This window comes from Dermabacter sp. HMSC08H10 (genome assembly GCF_001807585.1).
GTDB lineage: Bacteria > Actinomycetota > Actinomycetes > Actinomycetales > Dermabacteraceae > Dermabacter > Dermabacter hominis.
The window spans coordinates 100,665-125,515 of the sequence record NZ_KV789415.1; the positions used below are offsets into that span (position 1 = coordinate 100,665).

General features: G+C 64.1%; 23 protein-coding genes. 12 read left to right on the forward strand and 11 right to left on the reverse strand.

Annotation, left to right across the window (positions count from 1 at the left end; genetic code table 11):
- Window positions 1-28: 28 nt before the first annotated feature.
- On the forward strand, window positions 29-2,305 hold the full coding sequence (locus HMPREF3176_RS00915; protein WP_051120600.1) for an exo-alpha-sialidase: 2,277 nt from the start codon (window positions 29-31) through the stop codon (window positions 2,303-2,305).
- Between the two features lie 192 nt (window positions 2,306-2,497).
- Window positions 2,498-4,255: an arginine--tRNA ligase gene (argS, locus tag HMPREF3176_RS00920; protein ID WP_016663392.1), complete on the forward strand. Its 1,758-nt coding sequence runs from the start codon at window positions 2,498-2,500 to the stop codon at window positions 4,253-4,255.
- A 24-nt stretch (window positions 4,256-4,279) separates the two neighbouring features.
- Here argS and HMPREF3176_RS00925 read toward each other — a convergent pair whose 3' ends face one another.
- Window positions 4,280-5,206: an alpha/beta hydrolase fold domain-containing protein gene (locus HMPREF3176_RS00925; RefSeq protein WP_016663393.1), complete on the reverse strand. Its 927-nt coding sequence runs from the start codon at window positions 5,204-5,206 to the stop codon at window positions 4,280-4,282.
- 72 nt (window positions 5,207-5,278) lie between these two features.
- Between HMPREF3176_RS00925 and mtnN the strand changes: the two genes are divergently transcribed.
- The 3 genes from mtnN (at window position 5,279) to HMPREF3176_RS00940 (ending at window position 8,507) form a co-directional block, all read left to right on the forward strand.
- Window positions 5,279-6,064: a 5'-methylthioadenosine/S-adenosylhomocysteine nucleosidase gene (mtnN, locus tag HMPREF3176_RS00930; RefSeq protein WP_070457464.1), complete on the forward strand. Its 786-nt coding sequence runs from the start codon at window positions 5,279-5,281 to the stop codon at window positions 6,062-6,064.
- 317 nt (window positions 6,065-6,381) lie between these two features.
- Window positions 6,382-8,202 carry a BCCT family transporter gene (locus tag HMPREF3176_RS00935; RefSeq protein WP_070457466.1) on the forward strand — a complete coding sequence of 607 codons (1,821 nt, stop codon included), beginning with the start codon at window positions 6,382-6,384 and terminating at the stop codon, window positions 8,200-8,202.
- A gap of 116 nt (window positions 8,203-8,318) precedes the next feature.
- Window positions 8,319-8,507 (forward strand): hypothetical protein, encoded by a 189-nt coding sequence (locus HMPREF3176_RS00940; RefSeq protein ID WP_016663396.1) that lies wholly within the window; start codon window positions 8,319-8,321, stop codon window positions 8,505-8,507.
- 23 nt (window positions 8,508-8,530) lie between these two features.
- Here the strand turns inward: HMPREF3176_RS00940 and HMPREF3176_RS00945 are convergent, their stop codons facing one another.
- Window positions 8,531-9,463, reverse strand: coding sequence for a sulfurtransferase (locus HMPREF3176_RS00945; protein ID WP_083286153.1), 933 nt, complete (start codon window positions 9,461-9,463; stop codon window positions 8,531-8,533).
- Window positions 9,460-10,335, reverse strand: coding sequence for an HAD family hydrolase (locus tag HMPREF3176_RS00950; protein ID WP_070457468.1), 876 nt, complete (start codon window positions 10,333-10,335; stop codon window positions 9,460-9,462). Before HMPREF3176_RS00950 ends, HMPREF3176_RS00945 begins: the two co-directional genes overlap by 4 nt.
- On the opposite strand from HMPREF3176_RS00950, the gene HMPREF3176_RS00955 reads away from it, so the two are divergent.
- Genes HMPREF3176_RS00955 through HMPREF3176_RS00965 form a run of 3 tightly spaced genes read left to right on the forward strand, consistent with a single transcriptional unit; the run spans window position 10,334 to window position 13,004 of the window.
- On the forward strand, window positions 10,334-11,278 hold the full coding sequence (locus tag HMPREF3176_RS00955; protein WP_070435730.1) for a PfkB family carbohydrate kinase: 945 nt from the start codon (window positions 10,334-10,336) through the stop codon (window positions 11,276-11,278). The two genes, HMPREF3176_RS00950 and HMPREF3176_RS00955, sit on opposite strands and share 2 nt — an antisense overlap.
- Before the next feature lie 59 nt (window positions 11,279-11,337).
- Window positions 11,338-11,850, forward strand: coding sequence for a glutathione peroxidase (locus tag HMPREF3176_RS00960; RefSeq protein WP_070457469.1), 513 nt, complete (start codon window positions 11,338-11,340; stop codon window positions 11,848-11,850).
- A 29-nt stretch (window positions 11,851-11,879) separates the two neighbouring features.
- Complete coding sequence (locus tag HMPREF3176_RS00965; protein WP_070457471.1) at window positions 11,880-13,004, forward strand: SPFH domain-containing protein; 1,125 nt, start codon at window positions 11,880-11,882, stop codon at window positions 13,002-13,004.
- Between the two features lie 77 nt (window positions 13,005-13,081).
- Here HMPREF3176_RS00965 and HMPREF3176_RS00970 read toward each other — a convergent pair whose 3' ends face one another.
- Together HMPREF3176_RS00970 and HMPREF3176_RS00975 are read right to left on the reverse strand one after the other, a co-directional pair.
- On the reverse strand, window positions 13,082-14,023 hold the full coding sequence (locus HMPREF3176_RS00970) for an aldo/keto reductase (RefSeq protein ID WP_070457473.1): 942 nt from the start codon (window positions 14,021-14,023) through the stop codon (window positions 13,082-13,084).
- Window positions 14,024-14,032: 9 nt separating this feature from the next.
- Window positions 14,033-15,217: a MalY/PatB family protein gene (locus tag HMPREF3176_RS00975; protein WP_070457475.1), complete on the reverse strand. Its 1,185-nt coding sequence runs from the start codon at window positions 15,215-15,217 to the stop codon at window positions 14,033-14,035.
- 91 nt (window positions 15,218-15,308) lie between these two features.
- Between HMPREF3176_RS00975 and HMPREF3176_RS00980 the strand changes: the two genes are divergently transcribed.
- Window positions 15,309-16,343, forward strand: coding sequence for a glycosyltransferase family 2 protein (locus tag HMPREF3176_RS00980; RefSeq protein WP_070457476.1), 1,035 nt, complete (start codon window positions 15,309-15,311; stop codon window positions 16,341-16,343).
- A gap of 110 nt (window positions 16,344-16,453) precedes the next feature.
- Here the strand turns inward: HMPREF3176_RS00980 and HMPREF3176_RS00985 are convergent, their stop codons facing one another.
- The 3 genes from HMPREF3176_RS00985 to HMPREF3176_RS00995 all read right to left on the reverse strand — a co-directional run bounded on the left by HMPREF3176_RS00985 (window position 16,454) and on the right by HMPREF3176_RS00995 (window position 18,241).
- The gene (locus tag HMPREF3176_RS00985; RefSeq protein WP_034371092.1) at window positions 16,454-16,789 is read right to left on the reverse strand and encodes a branched-chain amino acid transporter permease; all 336 of its coding nucleotides are present in this window, start codon (window positions 16,787-16,789) and stop codon (window positions 16,454-16,456) included.
- Window positions 16,779-17,534, reverse strand: coding sequence for an AzlC family ABC transporter permease (locus HMPREF3176_RS00990; protein WP_070457478.1), 756 nt, complete (start codon window positions 17,532-17,534; stop codon window positions 16,779-16,781). The genes HMPREF3176_RS00985 and HMPREF3176_RS00990 overlap by 11 nt, the downstream gene beginning before the upstream one ends.
- A 212-nt stretch (window positions 17,535-17,746) precedes the next feature.
- On the reverse strand, window positions 17,747-18,241 hold the full coding sequence (locus tag HMPREF3176_RS00995) for an NUDIX domain-containing protein (protein WP_070457480.1): 495 nt from the start codon (window positions 18,239-18,241) through the stop codon (window positions 17,747-17,749).
- 83 nt (window positions 18,242-18,324) lie between these two features.
- Between HMPREF3176_RS00995 and HMPREF3176_RS01000 the strand changes: the two genes are divergently transcribed.
- Window positions 18,325-19,311, forward strand: coding sequence for a DMT family transporter (locus tag HMPREF3176_RS01000; RefSeq protein ID WP_070457482.1), 987 nt, complete (start codon window positions 18,325-18,327; stop codon window positions 19,309-19,311).
- A 109-nt stretch (window positions 19,312-19,420) separates the two neighbouring features.
- Here the strand turns inward: HMPREF3176_RS01000 and HMPREF3176_RS01005 are convergent, their stop codons facing one another.
- Together HMPREF3176_RS01005 and HMPREF3176_RS01010 are read right to left on the reverse strand one after the other, a co-directional pair.
- Window positions 19,421-20,026: a hypothetical protein gene (locus HMPREF3176_RS01005; protein WP_141742314.1), complete on the reverse strand. Its 606-nt coding sequence runs from the start codon at window positions 20,024-20,026 to the stop codon at window positions 19,421-19,423.
- A gap of 557 nt (window positions 20,027-20,583) precedes the next feature.
- On the reverse strand, window positions 20,584-21,447 hold the full coding sequence (locus HMPREF3176_RS01010) for a hypothetical protein (RefSeq protein WP_070457485.1): 864 nt from the start codon (window positions 21,445-21,447) through the stop codon (window positions 20,584-20,586).
- 92 nt (window positions 21,448-21,539) lie between these two features.
- On the opposite strand from HMPREF3176_RS01010, the gene HMPREF3176_RS01015 reads away from it, so the two are divergent.
- On the forward strand, window positions 21,540-22,034 hold the full coding sequence (locus HMPREF3176_RS01015; RefSeq protein WP_070457487.1) for a hypothetical protein: 495 nt from the start codon (window positions 21,540-21,542) through the stop codon (window positions 22,032-22,034).
- A gap of 90 nt (window positions 22,035-22,124) precedes the next feature.
- Window positions 22,125-23,264, forward strand: a complete 1,140-nt coding sequence (locus HMPREF3176_RS01020; RefSeq protein ID WP_246826602.1) for a methyltransferase domain-containing protein — start codon at window positions 22,125-22,127, stop codon at window positions 23,262-23,264.
- Here HMPREF3176_RS01020 and glpK read toward each other — a convergent pair.
- Entirely contained in the window at window positions 23,261-24,811 is a 1,551-nt protein-coding gene (gene glpK, locus HMPREF3176_RS01025) for a glycerol kinase GlpK (RefSeq protein ID WP_070457491.1), read from the reverse strand. The two genes, HMPREF3176_RS01020 and glpK, sit on opposite strands and share 4 nt — an antisense overlap.
- Between the last annotated feature and the right edge of the window lie 40 nt (window positions 24,812-24,851).

The window sequence follows — 24,851 nt, forward strand, 5'->3', positions numbered from 1 at the left end:
CGCACGACGCCTCACGAAAAGGAGTCCAATGATGAATTCCCCCCTTTCCCTTCGAGCGAGAGGGCTCGCCTTTGGCGCAACGGTGGCACTTGCGCTCGGCGTACCAATGTCGGCGCTCGCGGCGCCTTCTGACTCGCCAGGAGCGGCCGACGCTCCCGCGTCCGAATCGAGTTTCACATCGCAACGCATCGCTATGGGCGGTGAAGGTGGGTTCGGCAACTACCGCATCCCTGCCGTCATCCAGCTCAAGAACGGCGATGTCCTTGCTGCTTACGACGGCCGACCGACGGGCACCGATGCACCCGGACCAAATTCGATCCTCATGAGGCGTTCGACCGATGGTGGAAAAACTTTCGGGCCCCAAACCGTGATCGCCGCAGGCAAGGTTGAGAAGCCGATCCACGGCTACTCGGACCCTAGCTTCGTGTACGACGAGGAAACGGGAAATCTTTTCACGTTCTTCGTGCACTCGAAGGACACGGGTTTTTGGAATAGCCACGAGGGCAATGATGATGCTGATCGCAAGGTCATGAGTGCTTCGGTGGCCGTGTCGAAGGACAATGGCGAGACGTGGGAGCTTCGCTCCCTCACCGAAACGGTCAAGCCTGAGGGCGTGCGCGCGACGTTTGCGACAAGCGGCCACGGTATTCAAATCAAGAACGGTACTCACAAGGGCCGTCTCGTGCAGCAATACGCAGGCGCCTTCACCGATGGAACCGTGCGCGCCTACTCGGTGTACTCCGATGATCATGGCGCCACGTGGCACATGGGCACGCCCGTGGGAACGAAGATGGACGAAAACAAGGTTGTGGAGCTCGCTGATGGCACGCTCATGATGAACTCGCGTGCTCATGACACGTATACCGCGCGCTGGGTCGCCTATTCGAAGGACGGCGGCGAGACGTGGAGCGAACCGTCGCTCGACCACACTCTCACTGATCCGCGCAACAACGCGTCGATCATCCGCATGAACCCCGCGGCCGCTCCTGAGTCACGCGCGGCACAGGAACTGCTCTTCTCGAACGCCAACTCCTCGAGCGGCCGCACGAACGGCAGCATCCGCTACTCGTGCGACTCGGGCAAGACTTGGCCGACGGTCACCACGTTCAATGCTGGGGACACGTCGTACTCGGATCTCGTCGCGCTCGAAGATGGTTCTTTCGGTGTGTTCTACGAGTCCGCGAAGAACGAGCAGCGCTACGGTGCGTTCACGAGGGAGTTCCTGAACCCCTTCTGCGCGGCCTTTGGCGAGGCAGCTGCCGATATCGGTGCGGGAAACACGAGCGAGGTCACATTCACTCTGCGCAATGACGACACTCGAGATCTTGCCTCTGGCACGGCGACTGTCGACCTTCCAAAGGGCTGGAGCGCACCTACCGTGGAAACCCCGGCGCTCAAGCCGGGTGAGAGCACGACGGTCACTCTCAAGGTTTCGGCTCCCGCATGGGCTCCGAAGGGCGAAGTGCACGGCGACGTACGCGTCGCGGCCGCCGACATCACCGTTCGCGGGGATCTCGATCTCAACGTCATCAACACTGCACCCGATACTCTCGGCGCCACGATCGTGGGAACGCCTGGCGAGCCTGAACGCGACCTCGTGAAAAATCCCTACAAAGTGGGTGACGAGGTCCCCTACACATTCCGCGTCGATTCGACGGCAAACGTCACCGAAACCGTGACGCCAGTCTCCAGCAACCTCTCTCCGCTCGTGCCGGAGGGCCCCGGCAACTGTCGCTGGCGCGATCTCAAACCCGGTGATGGGTACACGTGTTCCACACCCCGCTACACGGTCACTGAGCAGGATCTCGAACGTGGCTATTTCATTCCCGAAAGCACGTGGGAACTCACGCGCAGGGGTCTCGATCCCGTCACGATCACCGTCACCGGCGAGAAAGTCTGGCTCGTAGCTCCCGACGAAAAGCCCGCAGAACCGCCAGCCGAAGAGTCGGGCGACAATGCGGGCGAGGAACCGTCGGACACCCCGACCGGCGAACAACCTGACCCGGTTGAGCAAGGTGACCCGACTGAACCAAACGAACCGAGAGTGCCGAGCGAGGATGCCCCCGCAATCTCCGAGAATGACCCGGGTCGTGCGAGTTCGGAGAGCTTCGAGCCCCAGCAGGCACACGACCAGGCAGCAAGAACACCGCGGGCGGTAGGCGCAAACACGGGGCAGAGCTCAATGCCCTCCCGCACCCTTCCGCGCACGGGTACGTCAGCACTGCTCATCGCCAGCACCGCGACGGCAGTCCTCGCCGCAGGAATTGCGCTGACGTTCGGAGCACGCGAGCGCGGAAAGCACTAATCTCGCCATCTCGATCCACATTGCCACGCAAAAGAAACGGGCGGCTCCGCCGACAAGGCGGAGCCGCCTCAGTTGTGTGAGCAACCGTCGGAGCCTTCTCAAGGGCCCACGCGCCGCCTGCGTGACGAAACCGTCCCTTCCGAGACCCCTTCCGGCATGACCTGGCTCCGCTTGACGCCGTAGGCTTGGGGTATGACTGCACCCGAACTTGCCCTCACGACCCGTTTTCAGGATGCCTTCGCCGAGGCTTTCGGCGAGGAGTACCGCACCGCCGACCCGATCATCAGGCCGGGGAAGTTCTCGGACTTCCAGTGCAACGCGGCGATGGGACTCGCGAAGAAACTTGGCGCGAAGCCACGCGACCTCGCCCAGCAGATCCTTGAGAAGGTGCAGCTCGACGATATTGCCGAGACGCCCGAGATTGCCGGCCCCGGCTTCCTCAACATCACGCTCAAGACCGAATGGGTCGCGGCACAAGCTGGCGACCTGCACGGCGATGACCGTCTCGGCGTGGGCCGCCCTGATAAGGCCGAGACGATCGTGATCGACTACTCGGCGCCGAACGTGGCGAAGGAAATGCACGTGGGGCACCTGCGCACAACCGTCGTGGGCGATGCTCTCGCGCGCGTGCTCGAGTTCGAAGGCCACAAGGTTGTGCGCCAGAACCACATCGGCGACTGGGGCACGCCGTTCGGCATGCTCATTGAACACCTGCTTGAAGTGGGCGAGGATTCGGAAGAGGCGAAACTTCTCGAGACCGACCCGAACGCGTTCTACCAGGCGGCACGCGCGAAATTCGATGCAGATACGGAGCAGACCGATTTCGCGAAGCGCGCGCGTGCACGAGTCGCGACCCTGCAGTCGGGCGACGAGGCGACGCTTACGATGTGGACGAAGCTCGTTGGTCTCTCGAAGCAGTACTTCCACCGCATCTACGACATGCTCGACGTGACCCTCACCGATGAGGACCTCGCGGGCGAATCGACCTACAACTACGCGCTCGCGGGCGTGTGCGATGACCTCGAGAAGGCAGGGATCGCGCGTGTCTCGGATGGCGCTCTGTGCGTATTCCCGGCTGGATTCACGGGCCGCGACGAGCAGCCCCTTCCGCTCATCATTCGTAAGTCCGACGGCGGCTACGGTTACGCGACGACCGATTTTGCGGCTATTCGCCACCGCGTGAATGACCTCGGAGCAGACCGGATCGCGTACGTCGTGGGCTCCTCGCAGGAGCTTCACTTCCAGATGGTGTTCACGACTGCGCGCGAGGCCGGTTGGCTCCCCGAAACCGTCGATGCGGAGCACGTGAAGATCGGTTCGGTTCTCGGCGAGGATGGCAAGATCCTCCGCACACGCTCTGGTTCCTCGCTGCGCCTCATGGCGCTCCTCGAGGAGGGCGTCGTGAAGGCTCGCTCCGTGATCGACGAGCTTCGCCCGGACCTGCCCGAGGATGAGCGGGCGACAATCGCACGCCAGATTGGCATCGGCAGCATCAAGTACGCGGATCTTTCGACCGCGCACGATTCGGATTACGTGTTCGATCTCGACCGTATGCTCGCCCTCCAGGGCAACACGGCGCCGTACCTCCAGTACGCCGTGGCGCGCATCCGCTCGATCCAGCGCAAGGCTTCCGAGCAGGGCATTTCCGCCGAGCAGGTGGAGGCGGCGGCCCCGCGCGTGGTCGATGATCCCGAGCGGGCCCTCGCGCTTCAGCTCCTGCAGTTCGCGCCGACGGTTGCCGAGGTGGGCAGCCAGTACGTCCCGCACAAACTCGCGGCGTACCTCTTCGATCTCGCGCAGGCGTTCATGAGCTTCTACGAGAAGTCGCCAATCCTCAAGGACGCGAGCGACGACGTGCGGCTTGGCCGCCTCGCCCTTGCGAAGCTCACCGAGCGCACGCTCGTCGCCGGCCTCGACCTGCTCGGCGTGCAGGCTCCCGCGCAGATGTGATCGTGGCCGAGGCCGCTCGGGGATCTACTTCCCGGGCGTCTCGGCGAGGTTTGCCTCGAGGAACTCTCGCTGCTCCTCGAGGAGTCGGGCCATGTCGGCGCCGCGGCGCAGCCGGGGGTTGACGCTGATTTTCCCGGGGATCTCACGGTAGGTGAGTTCGACTTCTTCGCGCTCGAACTGGTGCGTGACGATCCGCGAATCGGTGAGGAAAAGGTCCTTCGTGCCAACGCTCAAGTGCACGGGCGGCAGTCCTTGGAGGTCCCCATTGAGCGGCGAGAGCGCCGGATCATCGAGCGGGGTGCGCCCCGCATACTTCTTTGCAGCGAGCTGCATGATGCGGCGCTCGTGCACGGGGTCGTGCTGGTTCGTTTCGCTCAGTTCGAGATTGGTGAATTCGAGATCGAGCAGGGGGTTCATGAGCACGATGCCGGCGGGCTTAGCCTTCGCGTTTGCGAGGCCACCGTCGACCCTCGTGTTCACGAGCGAGGCAAGCGACAGTGCGAGCCCCGCACCACTCTGGTGACCGGCGACCGCCCAGTTGCCCTGGGTGATGAGGCCCTCGGCGGCGAGTGCCTTGATAACTTCGAAGGTGTCCTCGAGGGCCGTGGGGTGCATGTAGTCGGGGCCATAGCGGTAGTCGATGAGGAGCCCCGCGCACTCGCGCTCGTCGACCTGCTTGCTGAGCCACTCCCAGTCGCCGACGAACGGTCCCGCCATGTAGCTGCCGCCGTGGAGGTACACGATGATGCCGCGATCGGCCTTGTGCTTGTCGAGCCACACGGTTCGCGTGCGGTTGATCAGTTCGATGTCGATCGCGTGCCGTTTCTGCACGGGTGCGGGTGGCTTGGCAATTCGCACCTTGCCGAACCCAATTTCGTACACGAAGTTGGGAAGCGGGGTGCGCGTGAGTGTGCGGCCCGCGATGGCGGCGTAGTGCTTGATGCGACCCATGGTGGGATCCTCCTGGCTCGATGCGCGAATCACCTTAAGGCTAGTGTTTCGACCTTACGAGATACTGGCTCCATGACTTCTCACGTTGATGTTCTCGTTGTCGCGGCGATGGCTGACGAGGCTGCCGCCGTTTCGTCCCTCTGCACAAACCTTCGCGCGGTCGCTCACCCATTTGCGGGCGGCGGGAAGGGACGCGGTGCGGGCGCGTCCGGCGAGGTAAGCGCATCGGTGGGCACACTCGAGTGTGCGGGCTCCGGAGCGCAGGGGTCCGACGGTTGCCAGGCTCCTATCGCGCTTGTGACGACGGGCGTCGGCACGGCAGCCGCGAGCGCCGTGCTCGCGTGGGCCGTGGGCGAGTTTTCGCCGCGCCTCATCGTAAATGTGGGCAGTTGCGGTGGCCTCGCTGAGGACATCACCGTGGGCACGGTCGCGATTGGCTCTTCCTATGCGTATTCGATCGCGGAGGCCACGGCTTTCGGTTACGAGACTGGCCAGGTGCCGGGTGCTCCCGCACAGTTCGGCAGGGAGGAGTGCGAGACGCGTGCACGCCGCGCCCTCGAGGCTGTCGAGGCGGCGGGCCTTCCTGCTCGTGCGGGCCTCATGCTTTCAGGCGATGCCTTTGTCACGGCAGACATCGCTGACGGCATGCGCGCGAAGTTCCCGGGCGCCATCACCGCCGACATGGAATCGTGTGCGTTTGCGCATGTCGCGCACCTGATGCAGGTGCCGTTCCTCGCGCTACGCGCGGTCAGCGATCTGTGCTCACCGCGGGCGAACGAGGAGTTTCATATTGGCCTCGAGGTGGCTGCGCAGGCGTCGGCCCAGGCCCTCGCGCAGGCGCTGCCTGCCCTGCGGTAGGCCACCCCTCCCTCCCCTTCCCCTTCCCTTTCTCTCCCCCTGCTTCCCCTCCCCCTGTCTCCTTTCCCCTTCCCCCTATCTGAAAGTGGTGAAAAACCGCCACCTCACGCGCAAAAACCGACTCCTAACGCCGTGTTTCACCACTTTCCCCACTCGCGAGATCGGCCGAACGTGAGGAGCCCGGCCGACCAGGCTTCGTGGTGAGGACGTTCACCGAAGGGCGCTTCCAAAACCGCTTTTCATGTACGGTAGGGAGGCAAGGACAGCCCTAGGGGCTGTTTTTTATTGCCTTTTACCCACATTGAAGGAGGTTGGCCTTGACGAGCGCAACGGCCACAAAACCCACGCGCCCCGAAACCCCGCCCGGCGAGAAAGGGCCGCGGCACTACGGCATGGCGAAGGGTGTCTTTTACCCCTCGGCCGCGATCATCATCGTCGCGGTGCTCTTCTCCGTGCTTCTGCCCGATCAGTTCAACACCGTCGTGAGCACCATCAACTCGACGATCGTCGCGAGCGTCGGGTGGTACTACATTCTCGCGGCCACGTTCTTCGTCGCCGCGGCAGCTGTACTCGCGTTCTCTCGGCTCGGCTCGATCAAGCTCGGCAAAGACGACGAAGAACCGCAGTACAGCCTCATGTCGTGGTTCGCGATGTTGTTCGCGGCCGGCATGGGCATCGGCCTCGTATTCTGGGGGGCCGCTGAGCCTCTCACCTTCTTCGCATCAAACCCGCCGCCGAACATCGCGGAGCTTCCCGATGCGGCCCGCGCGCCTAAGGCTATGGCGCAGGTGTTCCTTCACTGGGGCCTGCACGCGTGGGGCATCTACGTCGTCGTAGGCCTCGCCGTTGCGTACGCAACGCACCGTCGCGGCCGCCCGCTCTCCGTGCGCTGGGCGCTCGAGCCTATCCTTGGCCGCCACACCGATACGTGGATCGGCAACGTCATTGACACGATCGCCGTTATCGGCACCCTCTTCGGAGTCGCAACCTCGCTCGGCTTCGGCGTGAACCAGATTTCCGCGGGGCTCGTGCACCTCGGTTTGCTGCCCGATAACCCGTGGCTGCGCTTCGTCATGGTCATCGTCATCACGGGTCTCGCGACCCTCTCGGTCGCCTCGGGCCTCGAGAAGGGCATCAAGTTCCTCTCGAACACGAACCTGATTCTCGCGGGCGTGCTCCTCGTCATCATGCTGATCCTGGGGCCAACCCTGTTCCTGCTTCGTGACTTCGTGTCGGGAATTGGCAATTACCTTCAAAACTTCATCTCGTTGAGCCTTCAGACTCTGCCGTTCTATGGCGATGAGGGTGCGTCCTGGCTCAATGGCTGGACGACGTTCTACTGGGGTTGGTGGATCTCCTGGTCGCCGTTCGTGGGCGTGTTCATCGCGCGTATTTCGCGTGGCCGCACCGTTCGAGAGTTCATCATGGGTGTCATGCTCGTTCCGACCCTCGTGACGATTCTGTGGTTCACGGTCATGGGGGGCACGGCCATCTACAAGAGCGTGTTCGAAGGCGTCGACTTCCTCAACGCCGAAGGCGGTATCGACAAGGACCTCGCACTCTTCCAGGTCTTCGAGACGATGCCCGCGAGCAGCCTCCTTTCGGGTCTCGCGATTCTTCTCGTGACGATCTTCTTCGTCACCTCGGCGGACTCCGGCGCGTTCGTGGTCGACATGATCGCGCACCGCGGCGATCCGGAACCGCCCCGAGGCACCCGTATTTTCTGGGCTGTCACGAGCGGTGCGATCCCCGCGGCACTCATCGGCATTGCGGCCTACACGGGCTCGGGCGACGCATCCGGCATGAGCGGCCTTCAGGCGCTTGCGCTGATCGCTGCGCTTCCGTGGTCGGTCGTCATGATCGCGATGGTCGTCTCGATGTTCCGCGCCTTGCGCCACGAGGTCCGCATGATCGAGCGTCTCGAGCTGCAGATTCGCCGGCGCGAGCTCGTCGAGCACGTCACGGAACACGTGACCGAGCACGTCACGGATGAGGTCGCCGACAGGGTTTACGAGCGCGTGGCCACGGAAACGGGCCAGCTTGAACTCCCGGCAATCGACGCGAGTGAGGCAGCCCCCACCGAGGGCGCCCGCAAGCGCGGTTTCCTCGATCAGTTCACACAACGCCACAAGGACTGATCCGTCACAGAAGGGGCGTGGCGCTGAGCCCATTGCGGCTTCGCGCTCCGCCCCTTTCGCTCTCCCTTGGGCCCTTAGGCCCTCTTTTCGCTCTCCTAGGTAGTTAGGTTTAAGTCATGACTACCTCAAGCGCGGCGTATTCCAAACGCCAATTCAACGTGCAGCTGCCGATCGAACTCATCACGCAGATTAAGCACGCGTCCATCGACGAATCGATGACCCTCTCGGAGTTCGTCGAGGAACTCCTGCGCGCCGCATTGAAGGAGCGCACAGCCCCCACAGACGAGAGCGCGGCTGCAGCTTAAAGGTGCCTGGTTCCGACGGCTGCTCAGCTAGCGTCGGACACGTCCCCTTCTCCCGTTTCCACCGCACGTTCGGGATTGCGAGACCACTCAGAGTATGAGCCTGCGTAGAGGTAGACGTGGGCGAATCCGGCGTAGTCCATCGCGAGCGTGTTGAACGCCGCGCTCACTCCCGAGCCGCAGTAGTTGAAGGTGATTCGTTCGGTCGTGGCTCCCACTGCTTCAAATGCGGCGCGAACATCGGCGCGTGAACGCAGGGTGCCGTCAGATTCCAGTAGCGAGGTAAACGGCACGTTTTTCGCGGTCGGGATATGCCCGGGCCGCGGGTCGAGGATTTCGGATTCGCCGCGATAGCGTTCGGGTGGGCGTGCATCGATCAGGAGCGCGCCTTTCGTGGGGATCGCGTGTTGGACTTCGTCGTCGCTCACGAGCCGCACGTATGGCTGCCACGGAAAGTCGCTCGGCTCACGCTGTACGTCTCCGCTTTCGAGCGCATCCTCGCCGGCTGCCCGCACGTAGGCCTCGAGGCCTCCGTCGAGGACTGCGGCGTTCACACCCACGAAGCGCAGCATGAGCGCGAGGCGTGCGGCGCCCATGGGGTCGTCCGCCCCGTAGCAGATGACCGTGTCCTCGAAGTTGATGCCGAGGGCGCCGAGCTTTTCGGAGAGTTCGTCGTCGTCGGGGAAGGGGTGCCGCCCGCGTTCCGGTGCGCCGGCACCGGTGAGGTCGAGTTCGAGATCCACGAAGATGGCACCGGGGATGTGAGCCTGGAGGTAGTGCTCGCGCAGCGAGCCTTGGGCGACGCTCCATCGAACGTCGGCGATCACCAGGTCGCCGGTGCCGGGTTCGAGGCTCCCAATGCCGTCGCTTCCCCTTCGGGGTGCGCGGCCTCCCGTGCGCTCGAGGAGGGCGGCTGCGCTCACGAATGGGGGAAGGTCGTGCCAGTCAATGTCGCTCATGCTCCCAGCGTAGTGCGGGCGAGGGCGCGGGCTTTCAGGGCGGTGTCGATCACGTGGGCGACTGCGGCGTCCGTGTTGGCGGGGGCGATTGCGTCGGCGTGGGCGAGCACGTCGGGGTGGGCGTTGCGCACGGCAATTCCGACGCCCGCCGCGCTCAGCATCGGCAGGTCGTTTGGCATGTCGCCCACGGCCCAGATCTGTGCATGAGCGATGTCGCGCGTGCGGCAGGCGTGGTCGAGAGCTGCGGCTTTCGAGATGCCGAGGGGGCTGAGCTCGGCAAGGCCATCGGATGTGGAGATGTGCAGTTCCGCGAGTCCCTCGATGCGGGCGCGCACCTCCCGATAGAAGTCCTCCGCCGAAAGGGCGCTCGATACCGCGAGGATCTTGCCTGCGCCGCAGGAGATTTCGTGCAGCGGGGTGAAGCTGGCGTCGGAATCGCGGTCCCTCTCCCCCGCTGCCGGCGCTGAGGGAAACTCCCGTTCGCGCACGAACCCGGTCGCCGTTTCGGCAGAGAGGGCGAGGCCGGGGATCGGGGCGAGCCTGCGGGCGAGAAAACGGACCTCGTCTGTTGAAAAACCGCGGTCCTCGAGGATCTCCCCCGTCGCGGCGTCAAGAATGTAGGCGCCATTGGCGGCGTAGATTGCGCCGGCGCTGAGGCCGCGAAACCGCGCAAGCCACCGCGGCGGCCGGGCCGTGACGAGGCAAAAGTCGAGCCCTGAGGCGTGAGCGCGCGCGATCGCCGTGAGGTTGCGGGCGGGGATGTTTCCTCCGTCGTCCACGAATGTGCCGTCGATGTCGGCGGCGATGAGGGCGGGGGCGGGCGGCGCAAGAGGGAGCATTGCCTCATCGTAGTGCCCGTACACTCGAGACATGCCCCGAGTTCTTCATACCGCCCAGGCTCTCGTTGACGTCATGATCGAGGTGCCCGCGCTTCCGAGCACGGGCTCCAACGTGAATGCGGTTGGCGTCCCGAGATCCTATGCAGGCGGCGCCGTGACCATTTCTCTCGCTGCGGCCCGCGTGGGCGCGACGGCCGTGCACGGTGGAGCCCACGGTGAGGGGCCGAACGGCGATCTCATTCGCGTGGTGCTGCGCGAGAACGGGATTGGCCTGTCGAGCCCCGTGGTCGAGGGCAAAGATACGGGCAGCTGCTACGTGTTCGTGGAGCCGTCCGCTGAACGCACGTTCGTGACGTGCTACGGCGCTGAACGTGACATCACCGCCGAGTCGCTCGCTCTGCTTGAGCCGTCCAAGGGCGACCTCGTGTGCGTGAGCGGGTACAGCTTGTTTGAGCCCACGCGCGACCCGCTTCTCGCGTTCCTCGACGCCCTCACACCGGGTGCCCTCCTCGTTCTCGACCCTGGCGCGCCGTTTGCCTCGTTCCCGCGCGACCTTCGCGACCGTGTGCTCGCGCGCACTGACGTGTGGACATCGAATGCGGATGAGGCTCGCGAGATCACAGGGATCGACGACGTCGCGGGGACCCTGCCCGCCCTCGGCCGGCTCCTCGGCACGGGCGCGGTCGTGATCGTGAGGGATGGGTCCGACGGTTGCTATCTTTTCGAGCGCGGCCACCTCGACTACGTGCCCGGGTACCCGCAAAAAGCGGTCGATACGAATGGCGCCGGCGACACCCACACGGGGATTGTGCTCGGCGAGCGGGCGCTTGGCCTGTCCTGGCTCGATGCCGCGCGCCGCGCCAATGCCGGAGCCGCCCTCAAGGTGACGCGCAAGGGACCGATCACGGCCCCCACGCGCGAGGAGATTGACGCGTTTCTCGCAACGAATCCCGCGACGTCCCTTGAGGCACGCTGAGGGCTTCACGCTATCCTGGTATCGCACGTCACAATCACGCCCCCGTTTAAGGACCTTCCGTGAACTCTGCCCGCACCGAGCAGTCCGCTCCCGCGACCTTGTTCGACTTCACGGTCGAAGGCGCAAACGGCGAACCGCGCGACCTCGCCGAGTTCGCCGGCAAGGTGACGCTCGTGGTGAATACCGCGAGTGAATGCGGTTTCACGCCCCAGTACGAAGGTCTCCAGGAGCTTCAGGACCGCTTCGAGGAACAGGGATTCAGCGTTCTCGCATTCCCCTGCAACCAGTTCGGCAACCAGGAGCCCGGTTCAATGGACGAGATCATCGACTTTTGCGAGACGCGCTTTCGCACAAGCTTTCCCGTGTTTGCGAAGGTCGAGGTGAACGGCAAGGGCGCTGATCCCCTCTTCACGTGGCTCGAAGACCAGCGCGGCGGCATGCTCGGCGGCCGCATCGCGTGGAACTTCACGAAGTTCCTCGTGGGCCGGGATGGACACGTCATCCGTCGCTTTGCGCCGCCCATCCCTCCCGCGCGCATCGCCACATCTATCACCAAGGCCCTCGCGGCCTAACAACTCCCACCCATTCAGAAAGGACTCTCATGGAAGCCCTTCTCGGCCTTGGCGTCAGCGCCATCGTCGTCATCGTCATCATCCTCGTGGTGCTCGCTCTGCTGTTCGGCGGTCTGCGTTCCTCGATCCTCTTTACCGTGAAGACGCAGGAAAACGTCATCGTGGAGCGTTTCGGTAAGTTCCTGCGCGTCGCGAAGCCTGGTCTCAACACAAAGATTCCCTTCATGGACACGCTCACGAAGCCGATCTCGCTGCGCATTCGCCAGCTCGAGGTCAATATCGAGTCGAAAACGAAAGACAACGTTTTCGTGACGGTCCCCGTAGCCGTGCAGTACGTGATCCGCGAGGAATCGGTCCAGGACGCCTACTACCGCCTCTCAAACCCCGAAGCGCAGATCCGCAGCTACGTGTTTGACACGGTGCGTTCAGCACTGTCGGGCCTCGATCTTGACGCGGCGTTTGAGTCGAAGGACGACATTGCTCGCAGTGTCGAGGCGACCCTTTCGACTCGCATGCAGGAATTTGGTTTCCACATCGTCAACACGCTCGTTCAGGACATCTCTCCGGATCAGCGCGTGCGCGACTCGATGAACTCGATCAACGCCGCGCAGCGCGACCGCGTCGCCGCGCAGTCGCTCGCCGAAGCCGACAAGATCAAGCGCGTCACGCAGGCTGAGGCGGAGGCCGAATCCAAGCGCCTGCAGGGTGAAGGCGTTGCCGCGCAGCGCCGCGCGATCGCGATGGGTATCGCTGAGCAGTACGAAATGCTCAAGCAGGTTGGCATCGAGAACACTGCCGAGCAGCTTCTGCTCATGACCCAGTACTTCGACACGATGCAGGACGTCGCCCGCAACGGTCGCTCGAACGTGCTGTTCCTCCCCTCGAATCCCGCCTCCGTGGGGGCGATGGGCGAAGAGATCCGCTCGGCGCTCCTCCAGGCGCAGGTTGCCAACGACACGATCAACGGCGATTCCACTCCCGTGGCGTCCGCGGTGCCCGTTGACGGCGATGGCAATTCGCAAGAGAACATCGAGCGTCTTCGCAACGAGGCGAAGGAGCGCGCCCGCCGCGCAAGGGAAGAAGCGCGCCGCAGGGCTGAGGAAGCCGCGAGCAGCACTCGCGAGCACATGGGCGATGCCGGCCCGGACTTCTAAGCGCTCCTCAATCCGTTAAAAACGGCGGACCCGGATCATTCCGGGCCCGCCGTTTTTGACGTGTGCAGCACCTCGCTTTAGCGCTTCGGCAGCAGTTCCTTGTTGAGGGCATCCTTCTCGCCGGACTCGAGCGCAAGGCTCATCGCCATCGCCGAATCCGCAACGGATGCGGGCCTCGAAGCGCCGGGAATCGGCAGCACATGGTCGCCGAGTGACATCTCCCAGGCGAGAACGACCTGCTGGGGGCTCACACCGCGTGCGCGAGCGATCTCGGCGATCACGGGGAAGCGCTCACCCACCTCGAAGGCTCCCCCGCCTGTGCCGCCTAGCGGAGACCACGGCACGAACGTAATGCCGTGCTCGCCGCACAACTGCAGCTCGTCCCAGCTCGTGTGGTTGAAGCGCGGCGAAAACTCGTTTTGCACGACCGCGAGGTTGCCCTCACCGAGCACGTCGAGGGCAATCTCAATCTCCTCGACGCTCGCGTTCGAAATGCCGATATTCTTCACGTGCCCCTCGTCCTTGAGCTCGGCGAGGGTCTCGATCGCCTCCGAGTACAGGCGCGTGCGGTCGGGGCGGTGCAAGTAGTACAGGTCGATAGCGTCGACTCGAAGATTCTTTTTCGAGCGCACCACCGCGGTGCGGAAGTGGCCGACGGAACTGTCGCGGCCCCACTTCTCACCTTCGGCGCGCGTGATGCCACCCTTGGTCGCAACCGTGATGCCCGCCCGGTCAAAGTCCGGATGCGCCTCGGCGTAGGCCTCGAGGGCGTCGGCCACCTGCCGCTCGTTATGGCCGACCTTGTTCCATGCGGGCGCGTAGATGTCAGCGGTGTCGACGAGGGTGATGCCCGCATCGAGAGCAGCGGCAACCGTGGCGCGCGCGTTCTCGGTATCGTCGGCTTTCTCCTCGAACGAGAGCGGCATGGCGCCAAGACCAAGCGGCGTCACGGTGAGGCGTCCAATGGACCGCAAAGGGTAGGCGAATGACGGAATGCGTGAGTGTTCTGCTGTGGACATGTCCCCAGCCTAGCGACCGTGCGCCTCGGCCAAACGGACGAGCGCCTCTTCTAGCACTCGCGTAGGCGTACCGAGGTTGAGGCGCTCGAAACCGGGCGCGCCGAAGTTTCGCCCATGCTCAAAGAACACGTGCGCTTCACGGTCGTGAAGGCGCGTGAGCTCACGTTCGTCGAGCCCAAGCGGGCGAAAATCGATCCACTGCAGGAACGTTCCCTCGAGCGGCGCGATCGCCACCTCCGGAAATCGCTCAGCGAAGAACTCCCTGCTCACCTTGTCATTGCGGGCGATCAGTTCGAGCAGCCCCTCAAGCCACGCACTCGCCTCCGTGTAGGCGATCTCGACCGCGCGATACCCGAGGCAGTTCGCAAAGTGGAAGCCCCACGCCTCGAGTTCGCGCTCGTAGGCGGCGCGCAGCTCGGCATTTTCGATTATCGCCCAGCTCGTTTGCACGCCGGCAAGATTGAAACTCTTGGACGCCGACGACAGTGTGATCGTCCGCGACGTCGCATCCTCGCTCATGGCTGCGAAGGGGATGTGCTCGAACCCCTCGTGCACGATATCCGCGTGAATCTCATCGGCAATGACCGTCACGTCATTGGCGCGAGCAAGATGCGCGATCTCTTCGAGCTCCGTGTGAGTCCACACGCGGCCGGTCGGGTTGTGCGGCGAACACAGGATGAGCACCGTGACGTCTTCGTTCTCGAGAGCATCGGCAAGAGCGGCAAAATCGATTCGGTATCGCCCACCCTCGCCGTCGAGGGGCACCGCCACGAGACGCCGACCCGTCTTCTCGATCGCATCGACCATGGGAGGGTAGGCGGGCGTCAAGAGAGCGACGCCGTCGCCGGCCTTACTCGCTGCGCGAACACCGGCGAACAACCCCGTGACTACCCCCGGCATCATCGAAATCCAGCGCGTATCGATCGCCCAGCGGTGACGCACGGCTTGCCACATTTGAATCGCCGAGAACAGTGCAGGCGTCGGACCCGTATATCCCAGGACCGCACCCTCGAGGTGTTCGCGCAACCCCCGCGTAATCTCCGGGGCGGGCAGAAAATCGAGATCTGCCGTCGACAGTGGCGCGATCCCCGCGGGGACGTCTCCCCCGCGTTCACGCATAAGCTCCCATTTCACGGACCCCGTCCCCGAGCGGTCCACGAGCGTTTCAAAGTCATATGCGGGCGGGCGGGTCACTGTGCGTACCTCTCTTACGTCATCGTCGGATGGGAAGCACTCTCAATCGTAGCCGCGCCTCCTCACGGTTCGGGGATCTACGATAGATCCCATGCAGTCTTCCCCCCTGATCTCCTTCGTTGTGCCGTGCTACAACTCAGCGCAGTACATGCGCCGGGCCATCGACTCGATCCTCCTCGACGGAGACGAACCCCGCGAGCGCATCCAGATCATCCTCGTCAATGACGGCTCGACGGACGAGACCGAACGCATCGCGCGGCAGTACGAGGAGTGCCACCCCGGCATCGTTCACGTCGTGAGCCAGCCGAACGGGGGTCACGGCGCAGCCGTTATGGCAGGAGTCCATGCGGCGAATGGCATCTACCTCAAGGTCCTCGATTCCGATGACCGACTCGACACCCGCGCCTTGAGCGAGCTGCTCCACACGGTCGAGTCGTTCCCGCCCGACAATCTCCCCGACCTCGTCCTCACCGACTACGTGTACGACAATCACGCGCTCAAAAAGAACCGTCGGATCGGATACCGGCGCACCGTGCCCGCCCGGCGAACACTCACGTGGGACCAGGTGTCGCGCCCCAGAATGGGCAGCTACTTCCTCATGCACGCGATTCTCTACAAGCGCAGTGTGATCATCGAATCAGGGCTTGAGCTTCCCCGCCACACGTTCTATGTCGACAACCTCTACGCGTCGATTCCCCTTCGCCACACCCGCACCCTCTACTACCTTCCGGTTCCGCTGTACTACTACTTCATTGGCCGCGACGACCAGAGCGTCAACGAAAAAGTCATGATCTCGCGCCTTGACCAGCAACTTCGCGTCAACAGAATCATGATCGATGAACTGCGCGTCGACGATATTTCCTCACGCTCGCTACGTCGCTACCTCCTGCACTACCTCACGATCATCACGAGCATCTCCCTCACGTTCGCGGTGCTCGCAAAAACACCGGAGGCAAAAGCCCAGGGCCGCGACCTCCTCGCGTATCTCAAATCGCATAACTATCCCGCGTACCGCGCCTACCGCCGCACACCCATGAGCATGGGACTCAGCGCACGTGGGCCCGGCGCGCACAGGTTTATCCGCACCACTTACGGGGTCATTCGCAAGCGGTTTGGGTTCAATTAGGTCCGACGGTTGCCGGGCTACCGTCGGAATTTTTTCGCACACACCGAACCACGCAACCGAGTTGAGGGGGCTCCCGCTTCCGCGGTGCCCTGCCGCCCCGACGCGTTCGCTTAGAAGAAGTTCACGAGCAGCACGAAGGCGAGGGTTCCCGCGGCGACGCTCACGAGGGTGCGGCGCCCACCGAAAAGGTGCACGGCGATCGTGACAGCTGACGCGATGAGAAGGTGGATGATGCTTCCGGGCTCTTCGGCAAGGGTGCTCTTGAACGTCGCGAGCGCAAGGATCACAAGGATGCCCGCGGGCATCCACACGGCCATGACGCGCACGAACTGGGATTTGCGCAGCGGTTCGAGGATCGCGAACGGGAGCGCGCGCAGCGTGAAGGTAACGGCGAAGGCTATGAGGAGAACCGAGGCGAGGTACCAGAAGGGGATGTCAAGCTGCATCGTCGCTCTCCATCTCTGCCGGCAAGGGTCTCGTGAGGCGCACGGCGATCGTGTAGCGAGCCGCGAGGGTTGCAACGAAGCCGATCATCGCGGCGAAGATCGGCTGGCTCGGGAGCAAAAGGAGCGCGAGGCCGAAGGCGGCAGCACCGAGGAGAAGCGACGGGATTTCCTGTTTCGTGCGGCACGCATCGAGCGTGAGCGTGATGAACAGGGCGCACAGCGCGAAACTCAAGCCGCGGATCTGGAAGGGAATGAAGCTCGAGAGGAGCACGCCCACGAGGCCGCCACCCACCCAGCAGATCTGGAGCACGGCCCCTGCCGAGATCACGCGCGGCTGAGTCCATCCCTTCGGGTTCGCGACCGTGACCGCGAAGATTTCGTCGGTGAGCGAATACATCGCGTAGAACTTCAAAAACGGGTTCTTCACGACCTTGAGCGGGAAGTTGAACGCGTAGAACACGTGGCGGAAGTTCACGAAGAACGATGCCGCGGCGATCGTCACGAGCGGCGTGAGCGACGTGATGAGTGTGATGAGCAAAAGCTCGAGCGAGCCCGCGTACGCGAAGAACGAGAGGGCGGGTGCCATCCACCACGGGAGTCCGGACTGCACAACGAGAAGTCCAAAAGCGATGCCGATCGGGATCATGCCGAGACCCGCCGGGAGAATCAGCAGGGCTCCCTGCGCGATTTCGTGGCGCACCGAATAGGGAGGCTCATGCGCGCTAGGCTGCGCCGCAACGCTCATGCGTGCTTCCCTTTCACTCACATCTGTTCTGAATCCCGCGGCGAGCGGGCGTCTTTAATCTTCGCACGAACGCCGTGCGAAGTTCAGCTGCACAACCCTCTGACCTGTGTATACATTGCCCCACTCGGGGTCGAACGCAGGCTGAGGGCCCGCGATACGTCCCCTTTAAACCCCCTTCACGGCGGTGGGCGGTAACCGTCGGATCCCGCTCCCTACAGTGACTGCTCGCGAATCGTGCCGAGCGTGCGCGGGCGGATGCTCGGATCCGACTGCAACCACTCGCCAACCTCGCGAGGTCGAACGTCGACCGTGTGGAGGTCGTTGATCTCGATCCATCGCACGCCCACCTGGTGCTTATCGTGCCCTTCCCCGATGCGCGGCTCGCTACCCGGTTCGAGGTCGCACCAGAACAGAAGGTTCTGCTGGTGGAACACTTGCCCTGAGTCGCGGTGGCGGCCCACCTTCGCGCTGATGAGATCGAACGTGCACGCAAGATCGTAAACGCGCACGCAAGCGCCAACCTCTTCCTCGCATTCGCGCCTCAGCGCCTCAACCTGACTTTCGCCGTGCTCCTGCCCGCCGCCGGGCAGCACGAACACGCGGTTGCCGTTGATGTCAATATTTTCGTTGAACAGCACGCTGGTTCCGCGCACGATAATCGCCTTGACGCCCACGCGCACATTCGAATAACCGGGATCGAGTTCCATATTCCCATCGTAGGGGTCCGACGCCAGCGCGCGATCCGCGCGTCTCAGTTTTTTGCCGCGGTGCCGCGCGGGACAATGGGGGCATGAGTGCAAAAAATCCAGCGACGAAGGGAAACCGCGCGCATGGCGCGGCGCCGCGTGCACCGTGGTGGGCGATCGCCATCATCATGGCAGGGGGAGTTCTCGCCGCACTCCAGTCCCGTATCAACGCGGATCTTGCGGGGCAGCTCAAGAGCCCCTATCTCGCAGCCTTCGTGAGCTTCGGCATCGGCTGCCTTGGACTTTGCGTAATCGTGCTGTCTCTGCCCGCTGAGCGACGTGCGGCGCGGGACTACGCGCGCGACATCGCGACGGGTCGCTTCGATTGGCGGTACGCAATCGGCGGTCTTGGCGGCGCCTTCCTCGTTTTCACGCAGTCCCTCACGGTAGGGGTGCTCGGGGTCGCCCTGTTCATCGTGAGTGTTGTCGCGGGGCAAACTATCGCTGGGGCCGCTCTCGACCGCGTCGGTTTCGGACCCGGTGAGCCGCGGCGCTTGAGCACCTCGCGCCTTGTCGGCTCAGCCCTCATGGTCGCCAGTGTCGCCTTGGCGCTTGCCTCTGGGCTCACGAACGCCGTGCCGTGGCTCCACCTGATCCTGCCTTTTGTCGCGGGAATAGGCGTCGGCCTTCAAACAGGCGCCAACGGCATCGTCACGGCGCACACGGGAAGTTTTCTCGTTTCGGCGCTCGGCAACTTCACGCTCGGCTCACTCGCGCTCGGCATAGCGGCGGCGATCAGCCTCGCGCTCACCCCGCTGGGTGGGGCGTTTCCCACCAATCCGGTTCTCTACCTCGGGGGCCTGATCGGCCTCACCTACATTGCCGCGTCCGCCGCCCTCGTGCGGTACACGGGCGTGCTCGTGCTGAGCGGCGCGGCGATTGCGGGCCAAATCATCGGGTCAGTCATGCTCGATGCGCTCGACCCGAGCGTGCACCTCTCCCCGCTCACGGTGATCGGGGCGGCGCTCACGCTGCTCGCGGCTGTCATCATCGCGGGCTACATCCCCCTGCGCTCACCACGACCTGAATAACGCCCACACCTTCAGCCGTATCCCGGGGCGCGCAGCGTGAGTATCGAGGTATCGAGCAAGCGCCTCGAGACTGCAAGGGAGCGAAAAAGTTCGGGTAATCCTCACCTAATCACGCTTGATCCGCGACGAGGCGCGCACTGAAGCCATCGGAGGCGAACTCAACGTGTGAGGACAGATCTTCAACCGATTCGAGAACGGTAAACGTCGAGCGCTTCGATGCCGCAACCGCACGCCACACGTCCTCCGCCGGCTCGCTTGCCTCGGGGCTGAGTGCAGCGATCGCGCGCGCAACGGTATCCACGTATTCGTCGAGGCTCGTCGCTAGCAGATGCATGTCGAGCTCCTCGTCGATCCACCACACGCCACCCGGGATGCCCTCATCATTGAGCGTGAGAATCACGGCATCGTCGACGGTCTCGAAGAGGGGGTAGTACGACGTCGGCTCGCCCAGCAACGTGAAGGGGCCAAGATCCGTGCGGTCCTCAGCCAGAAGGTTGAGTTCAAACTCCTCCCCCACGCGAGCGCCCGCCATTTCATCGGCGAGGTCTTTGAGGGCAGGGGGAACATCGGCCCCGGATTCTTCGGGGTCGATCGGTTCAGCAAGACCATTCGAGGAGGCGACTGCGACGGCAAGCCGCTCGAGTGCCGCCCGCGTTTTCGAGGTGTCGACGTCGGTGGTGGGAGTGGGCCAGTCAAGTTTTACGGGCTGATTCACGTGCATCCTCCTCGGGGCGCCAGGCCGTGTGTAAAGGTTTCGTGAGGAACCACGGCAATCGTACCGTGACCTCAGCCACGATTCCCAGACTCTAGCTCGATAAAATGCATCACTACCAGCGCAAACACCGAACTCGCGAGCGCTCCTTGCAGGAACGCCCTGACGCTCCCAGCGATTTACTAGGCCAAGCACAGCGCCCGGGAAGAAAGAGGCGGTTATATGTAATCACGCGTTAGCGGCGTACCGATTCTTTGAGGAGAGGATCCGTACATCAGGCCCTAGCGCGGGGGAAAGGGATACGGCGCCGGCTCGTGGGGACGAGCCGGCGCCCTCTTTATGCGCTGACGCCCTGGGGTACCAGCAACCTCGGCCCGGCCTCGCACGGTTCGCCGCCAGACGGGCACGGCTCGTCGCCAGACGGGCACGGCTCGTCGCCGAAAACTGGACCCAACGTTTGCGGCTGAATTCGAGCGCAAACCACCACAAACGTTGGGATTAGTTTTCTAGGCGGCGAACGAGAGGGCTGGTCTGAGGTCAAGGCCCCGCCCAAGCCGAGGTCAGGCTTCCGACGGCGCCTCGCGAATATCGATCCCAAAGACCCGTTTCACCTGGGCCGTCACGAGTTGCGGGTGGCGTCGGTCGCTCGGGGTCGAGGCCCACGGGGCGAACAATCCCGGGAGATCGGGGTGGGTGATTTTGCCGTGGGTCGCTCCCGAAGTGGTGACCACGAACCCGTGCTCCTCGAGCCGGCGTTTGAGCGCGGCGCGATCGCCGGGGTGGCGCGTTCCCTTCTTTTTGCGGTTACTCGGACCCGCAAAATCCGCAGGGTCGAACGAGTCCACTTCCTCGGGTCGAACCGAGAGGGCATAGGCCGTGGGAAACGCGCCAATCACGTGGTTGTCGGCGCGCCTGACCTGCACGGTCCAGGCGCCGCGCTGGAAGTGGTCGCTCGCGCCGTTGTCGCTCGTCCACGCATCCTCGGGGTCAGCGACGGTGAGCACGATGATGTCGTGGGTGATGCGCGCGAAACTCGCCCCCGAAACCGTGCGCACTTCGTCTTCGCGAACGGTCAGCGGGCGGGTGAAGGGGCGCGGGTCGGTGGGATTGAGCGTGACGACGGTGCCTGCGGGAGGCGCACCAAAGCCTCGAGCGATGTCGAGACTCTCCGCTTCATTCGCCTTTTCACGCGCGGCCTTCGCAGCGCCCTTATCTTCACGCTGTTCCTCGCGCTGTTCTTCGCGCCGTTTTTCGGCTTCGGCGAGGAGATCCGCGAGGTCCTCGCCCGCCGCCCTGCGCCGCGCGAGCTCGGGGAGAGCGCCGTAGTCGACCTGGCGCACCTCGCGTTTAGCGCGCGTGCGCCCTGCGAGGGCCGCGGGGCTCGGTGCGCCCGGGCGGGTCGTGTCTCGCGGTGAATCTGCCATGTCCCCCACCGTACCGCGGTGAGACGTCCACCTCGCGCGGAGCCGAGGCGGTTAACCTGGTACTCGTCTCATTTCACCCTAGGAGGACATTCGTGAGTGTTTCCACCTCGCTGCGGGCACTGGCGGCATGCGGCTGCGTCACCCTCGCTCTTGCTGGCTGCGGCTCCCCCAATGAGCCGCAATCCTCCCCGTCTGCGACGCGCGCAGCGGCGGCGAGCGACGGTGGCGGCCCGAGCGTCGTGATCAATGAGTCCGAGGGCGACGGGGATGCGCCACCGGTCCCCGAGATCACCGCCGGAGGCCTCGATCATGCCGAGCTCGGCGACTCCTGCAGCGACGAGGGCATGGTGAAGATCCCGCTGCACGGCGCCCCCGATCCGGCGCTCGAGGGTTTCAACGGCTCGTTCACGTACAACGGGTGGAAGGAAAACGGCGGCTCCTCGGAAGCGACGTTCACGATCAACCAGGGCGGCGGCAAGCAGCAGTTCGGCCCCCTCCAGGTTGGGGACCAGTTCGAACTCGGTGGCGCGCTCTACTCCGTCACGAGCATTTGCAAAGATAACGCCCAGCTCGACGTCATCGGCTAACCGATGTCCGCTTTCGCGCACCCGCGGATTGACCCCGAAAGCGGGATCTGCGAGTACTTTTTTGCCGGGCAATGCGAATCGTGCAGCCTCATGCGCACCCCGCACGATGCCCAGGTACGTGAGGCGCGGGACCGTCTTCACTCGCTTCTCGCTCATGCGGTGACCCCCGCAACCGTGTGGGAAGAGCCGCTCGTGAGCGCACCGTGGGGGTTTCGCACGAAAGCGAAGATGATGGTGCGTGGCACGGCGAACGCTCCGGTTTTCTCGTTCCCGGGCACGCACGAAGGCGTCGATCTCGCCGACTGCCCCCTCTACCCCGCACTCGTCACCGACGTCCTTGACAGCGCCCGCGCGCTCATTCGCCGCGCCCAGGTCCCGCCCTACAACCTCGACAAACGCCGCGGCGAGATCAAGTACGTGCTCGTCACCGCAAGCCCAACCGAAGCCATGGTGCGCCTCGTCCTGCGCAGCACCTCGGCGCTCGACAGGATCCGCGAGCACCTCGCGCTGCTCGACCCTCGCGTGAGCGTCGTGAGCGCCAACATCCACCCCGAGCACGAAGCCCTGATCGAGGGGACCGAAGAGATCCACCTCGCAGGTGCCGACCGTCTACGACTGCCGATCGGCGGGATCGACGTCGACGTGCTCCCCCGTTCTTTCACGCAAACCAACACCGCCGTCGCGAGCGAACTCTACGCCCAGGTCGCACGGTGGATTCTCGATTCCGGCGCTCACACGGCGTGGGACCTCTACTGCGGCGTGGGTGGCTTCGCCCTCAGCATCGCCCACGAGGCCCGCGCCCGCGGCGCGCACATGGACGTCACGGGAATCGAAATCACCAATGAGGCGATCGAAAGCGCACGTGGCTCGGCGAAGCGGCACGGTTTCGCGGGCGCCGTCGGACCCCTCACCGCACCCGGACCAAGCGTTCGCGCGCACTTCGACACCGCTGACGCAACCGAGTGGGCCAGGCGCCAGGCGAACCTGCCCGAAGCGGTCGTCGTCAACCCACCGAGGCGCGGCATAGGCGATGCGCTCGCCACCGTGCTCAACGACTCGGGGGTTCGCACCATCGCGTATTCGAGCTGCAACCCGGAAACACTCGCCGCGGACCTCGCGCGCATGCCGAACTACCGCATCGCACGCGCACGGCTCATCGACATGTTCCCGCACAGCGCGCACAACGAGGCTCTCGTTCTTCTTTCACGCGTCGCGCCCGAGAACGATTAGCCTTCGTGGTCGAAGGCGTCCTCGACGTCCTCATCGACCCAGTCAAAGGTGCGCTCCACGGCCTTGCGCCACAGGCGCATGCTCCGCTCGCGCGTCTTGTCATCCATCGACGGGCTCCAACGGACGTCCTCTTCCCAGTATTTCTCGAGGTCGTCGGTCGAATCCCAGAAGCCCACAGCAAGGCCCGCCGCATACGCGGCGCCGAGCGCCGTTGTCTCGATGATCTTCGGGCGAATCACGTCAACGCCGAGGATGTCGGCCTGGAACTGCATGAGCGTCTCATTCACAGTCATGCCGCCGTCAACGCGCAGCTCCTTGAGCGGCACCTTGGCATCCTCATTCATCGCGTCGATCAGCTCGGCGCTCTGGTAGGCCGTGGCCTCGAGAACGGCACGCGCGATGTGATGCTTGTTGACGTAGCGGGTGAGGCCCACGATCGCCCCTCGAGCATCGTCCTTCCAGTAAGGGGCGAACAGACCCGAGAACGCGGGCACGACGAAGCAGCCGCCCGAATCGTCGACCTTTGTCGCGAGTTCTTCGACCTCTTTCGCGCTCGAGATCAAGCCGATGCTGTCGCGGATCCACTGCACGAGCGAGCCCGTGACGGCAACCGAGCCTTCGAGTGCATAGACGGGATCGGCGTCGCCGAGCTTGTAGAGCACGGTCGTGAGCAGGCCGTTATCCGAGGAAAGCGCCTCGTTCCCGGTGTTCACGAGGAGGAAGTTACCCGTGCCGTACGTGTTCTTCGCGGTGCCCTTCTCAAAGCATGCCTGGCCGAACGTCGCCGCCTGCTGGTCGCCGAGGATGCCCGCGATCGGCACGTTCGTGAGCAGGCCACGCTTGCGACCTTTCCCGTATACCTCGGACGACGAGCGGATCTCGGGGAGCATCGACATGGGGATGCCCATCTCGCGCGCAATATCCTCGTCCCAGTCGAGCGTGTGCACGTTCATGAGGAGGGTTCGCGAGGCATTCGTGACGTCGGTGACGTGCACGCCGCCCTTCGTTGCGCCCGTCATGTGCCACAAAAGCCACGTGTCGATCGTGCCGAAGAGCAGGTCACCCGCCTCGGCCTTCTCGCGTGCGCCCTCGACGTGGTCGAGGATCCACTTGACCTTCGGGCCCGCGAAATACGTCGTGAGCGGCAGGCCGGTGACCTCTTTGAACCGGTTCACGCCCTCCTCGCCCGCGAGCTCGTGCACGATTCGCGCCGTGCGCGTGTCTTGCCACACGATCGCGTTATACACGGGCTTGCCGGTGTTTTTATCCCATACGACCGCGGTCTCGCGCTGGTTGGTAATGCCGACGGCTGCCAGGTCATCCCGGTTCACTTCAGCCCTGTTCAGTGCGAGCGCGATGACCTCACGGGTGTTGCTCCAGATCTCCATCGGATCATGCTCGACCCACCCTGAGCGCGGGAAGATTTGCTTGTGCTCGAGCTGGGCCTGCGACACCGCGTGGCCGTCGTGGTCGAACACCATCGCTCGTGAACTGGTTGTGCCCTGGTCGATGGCGAGGATGTATTTCTGGTCTGAGGTCTCTGGCATGAGCAGTCCTTTCGGCTCCCGCGGGCACCGCTGCCCGCGC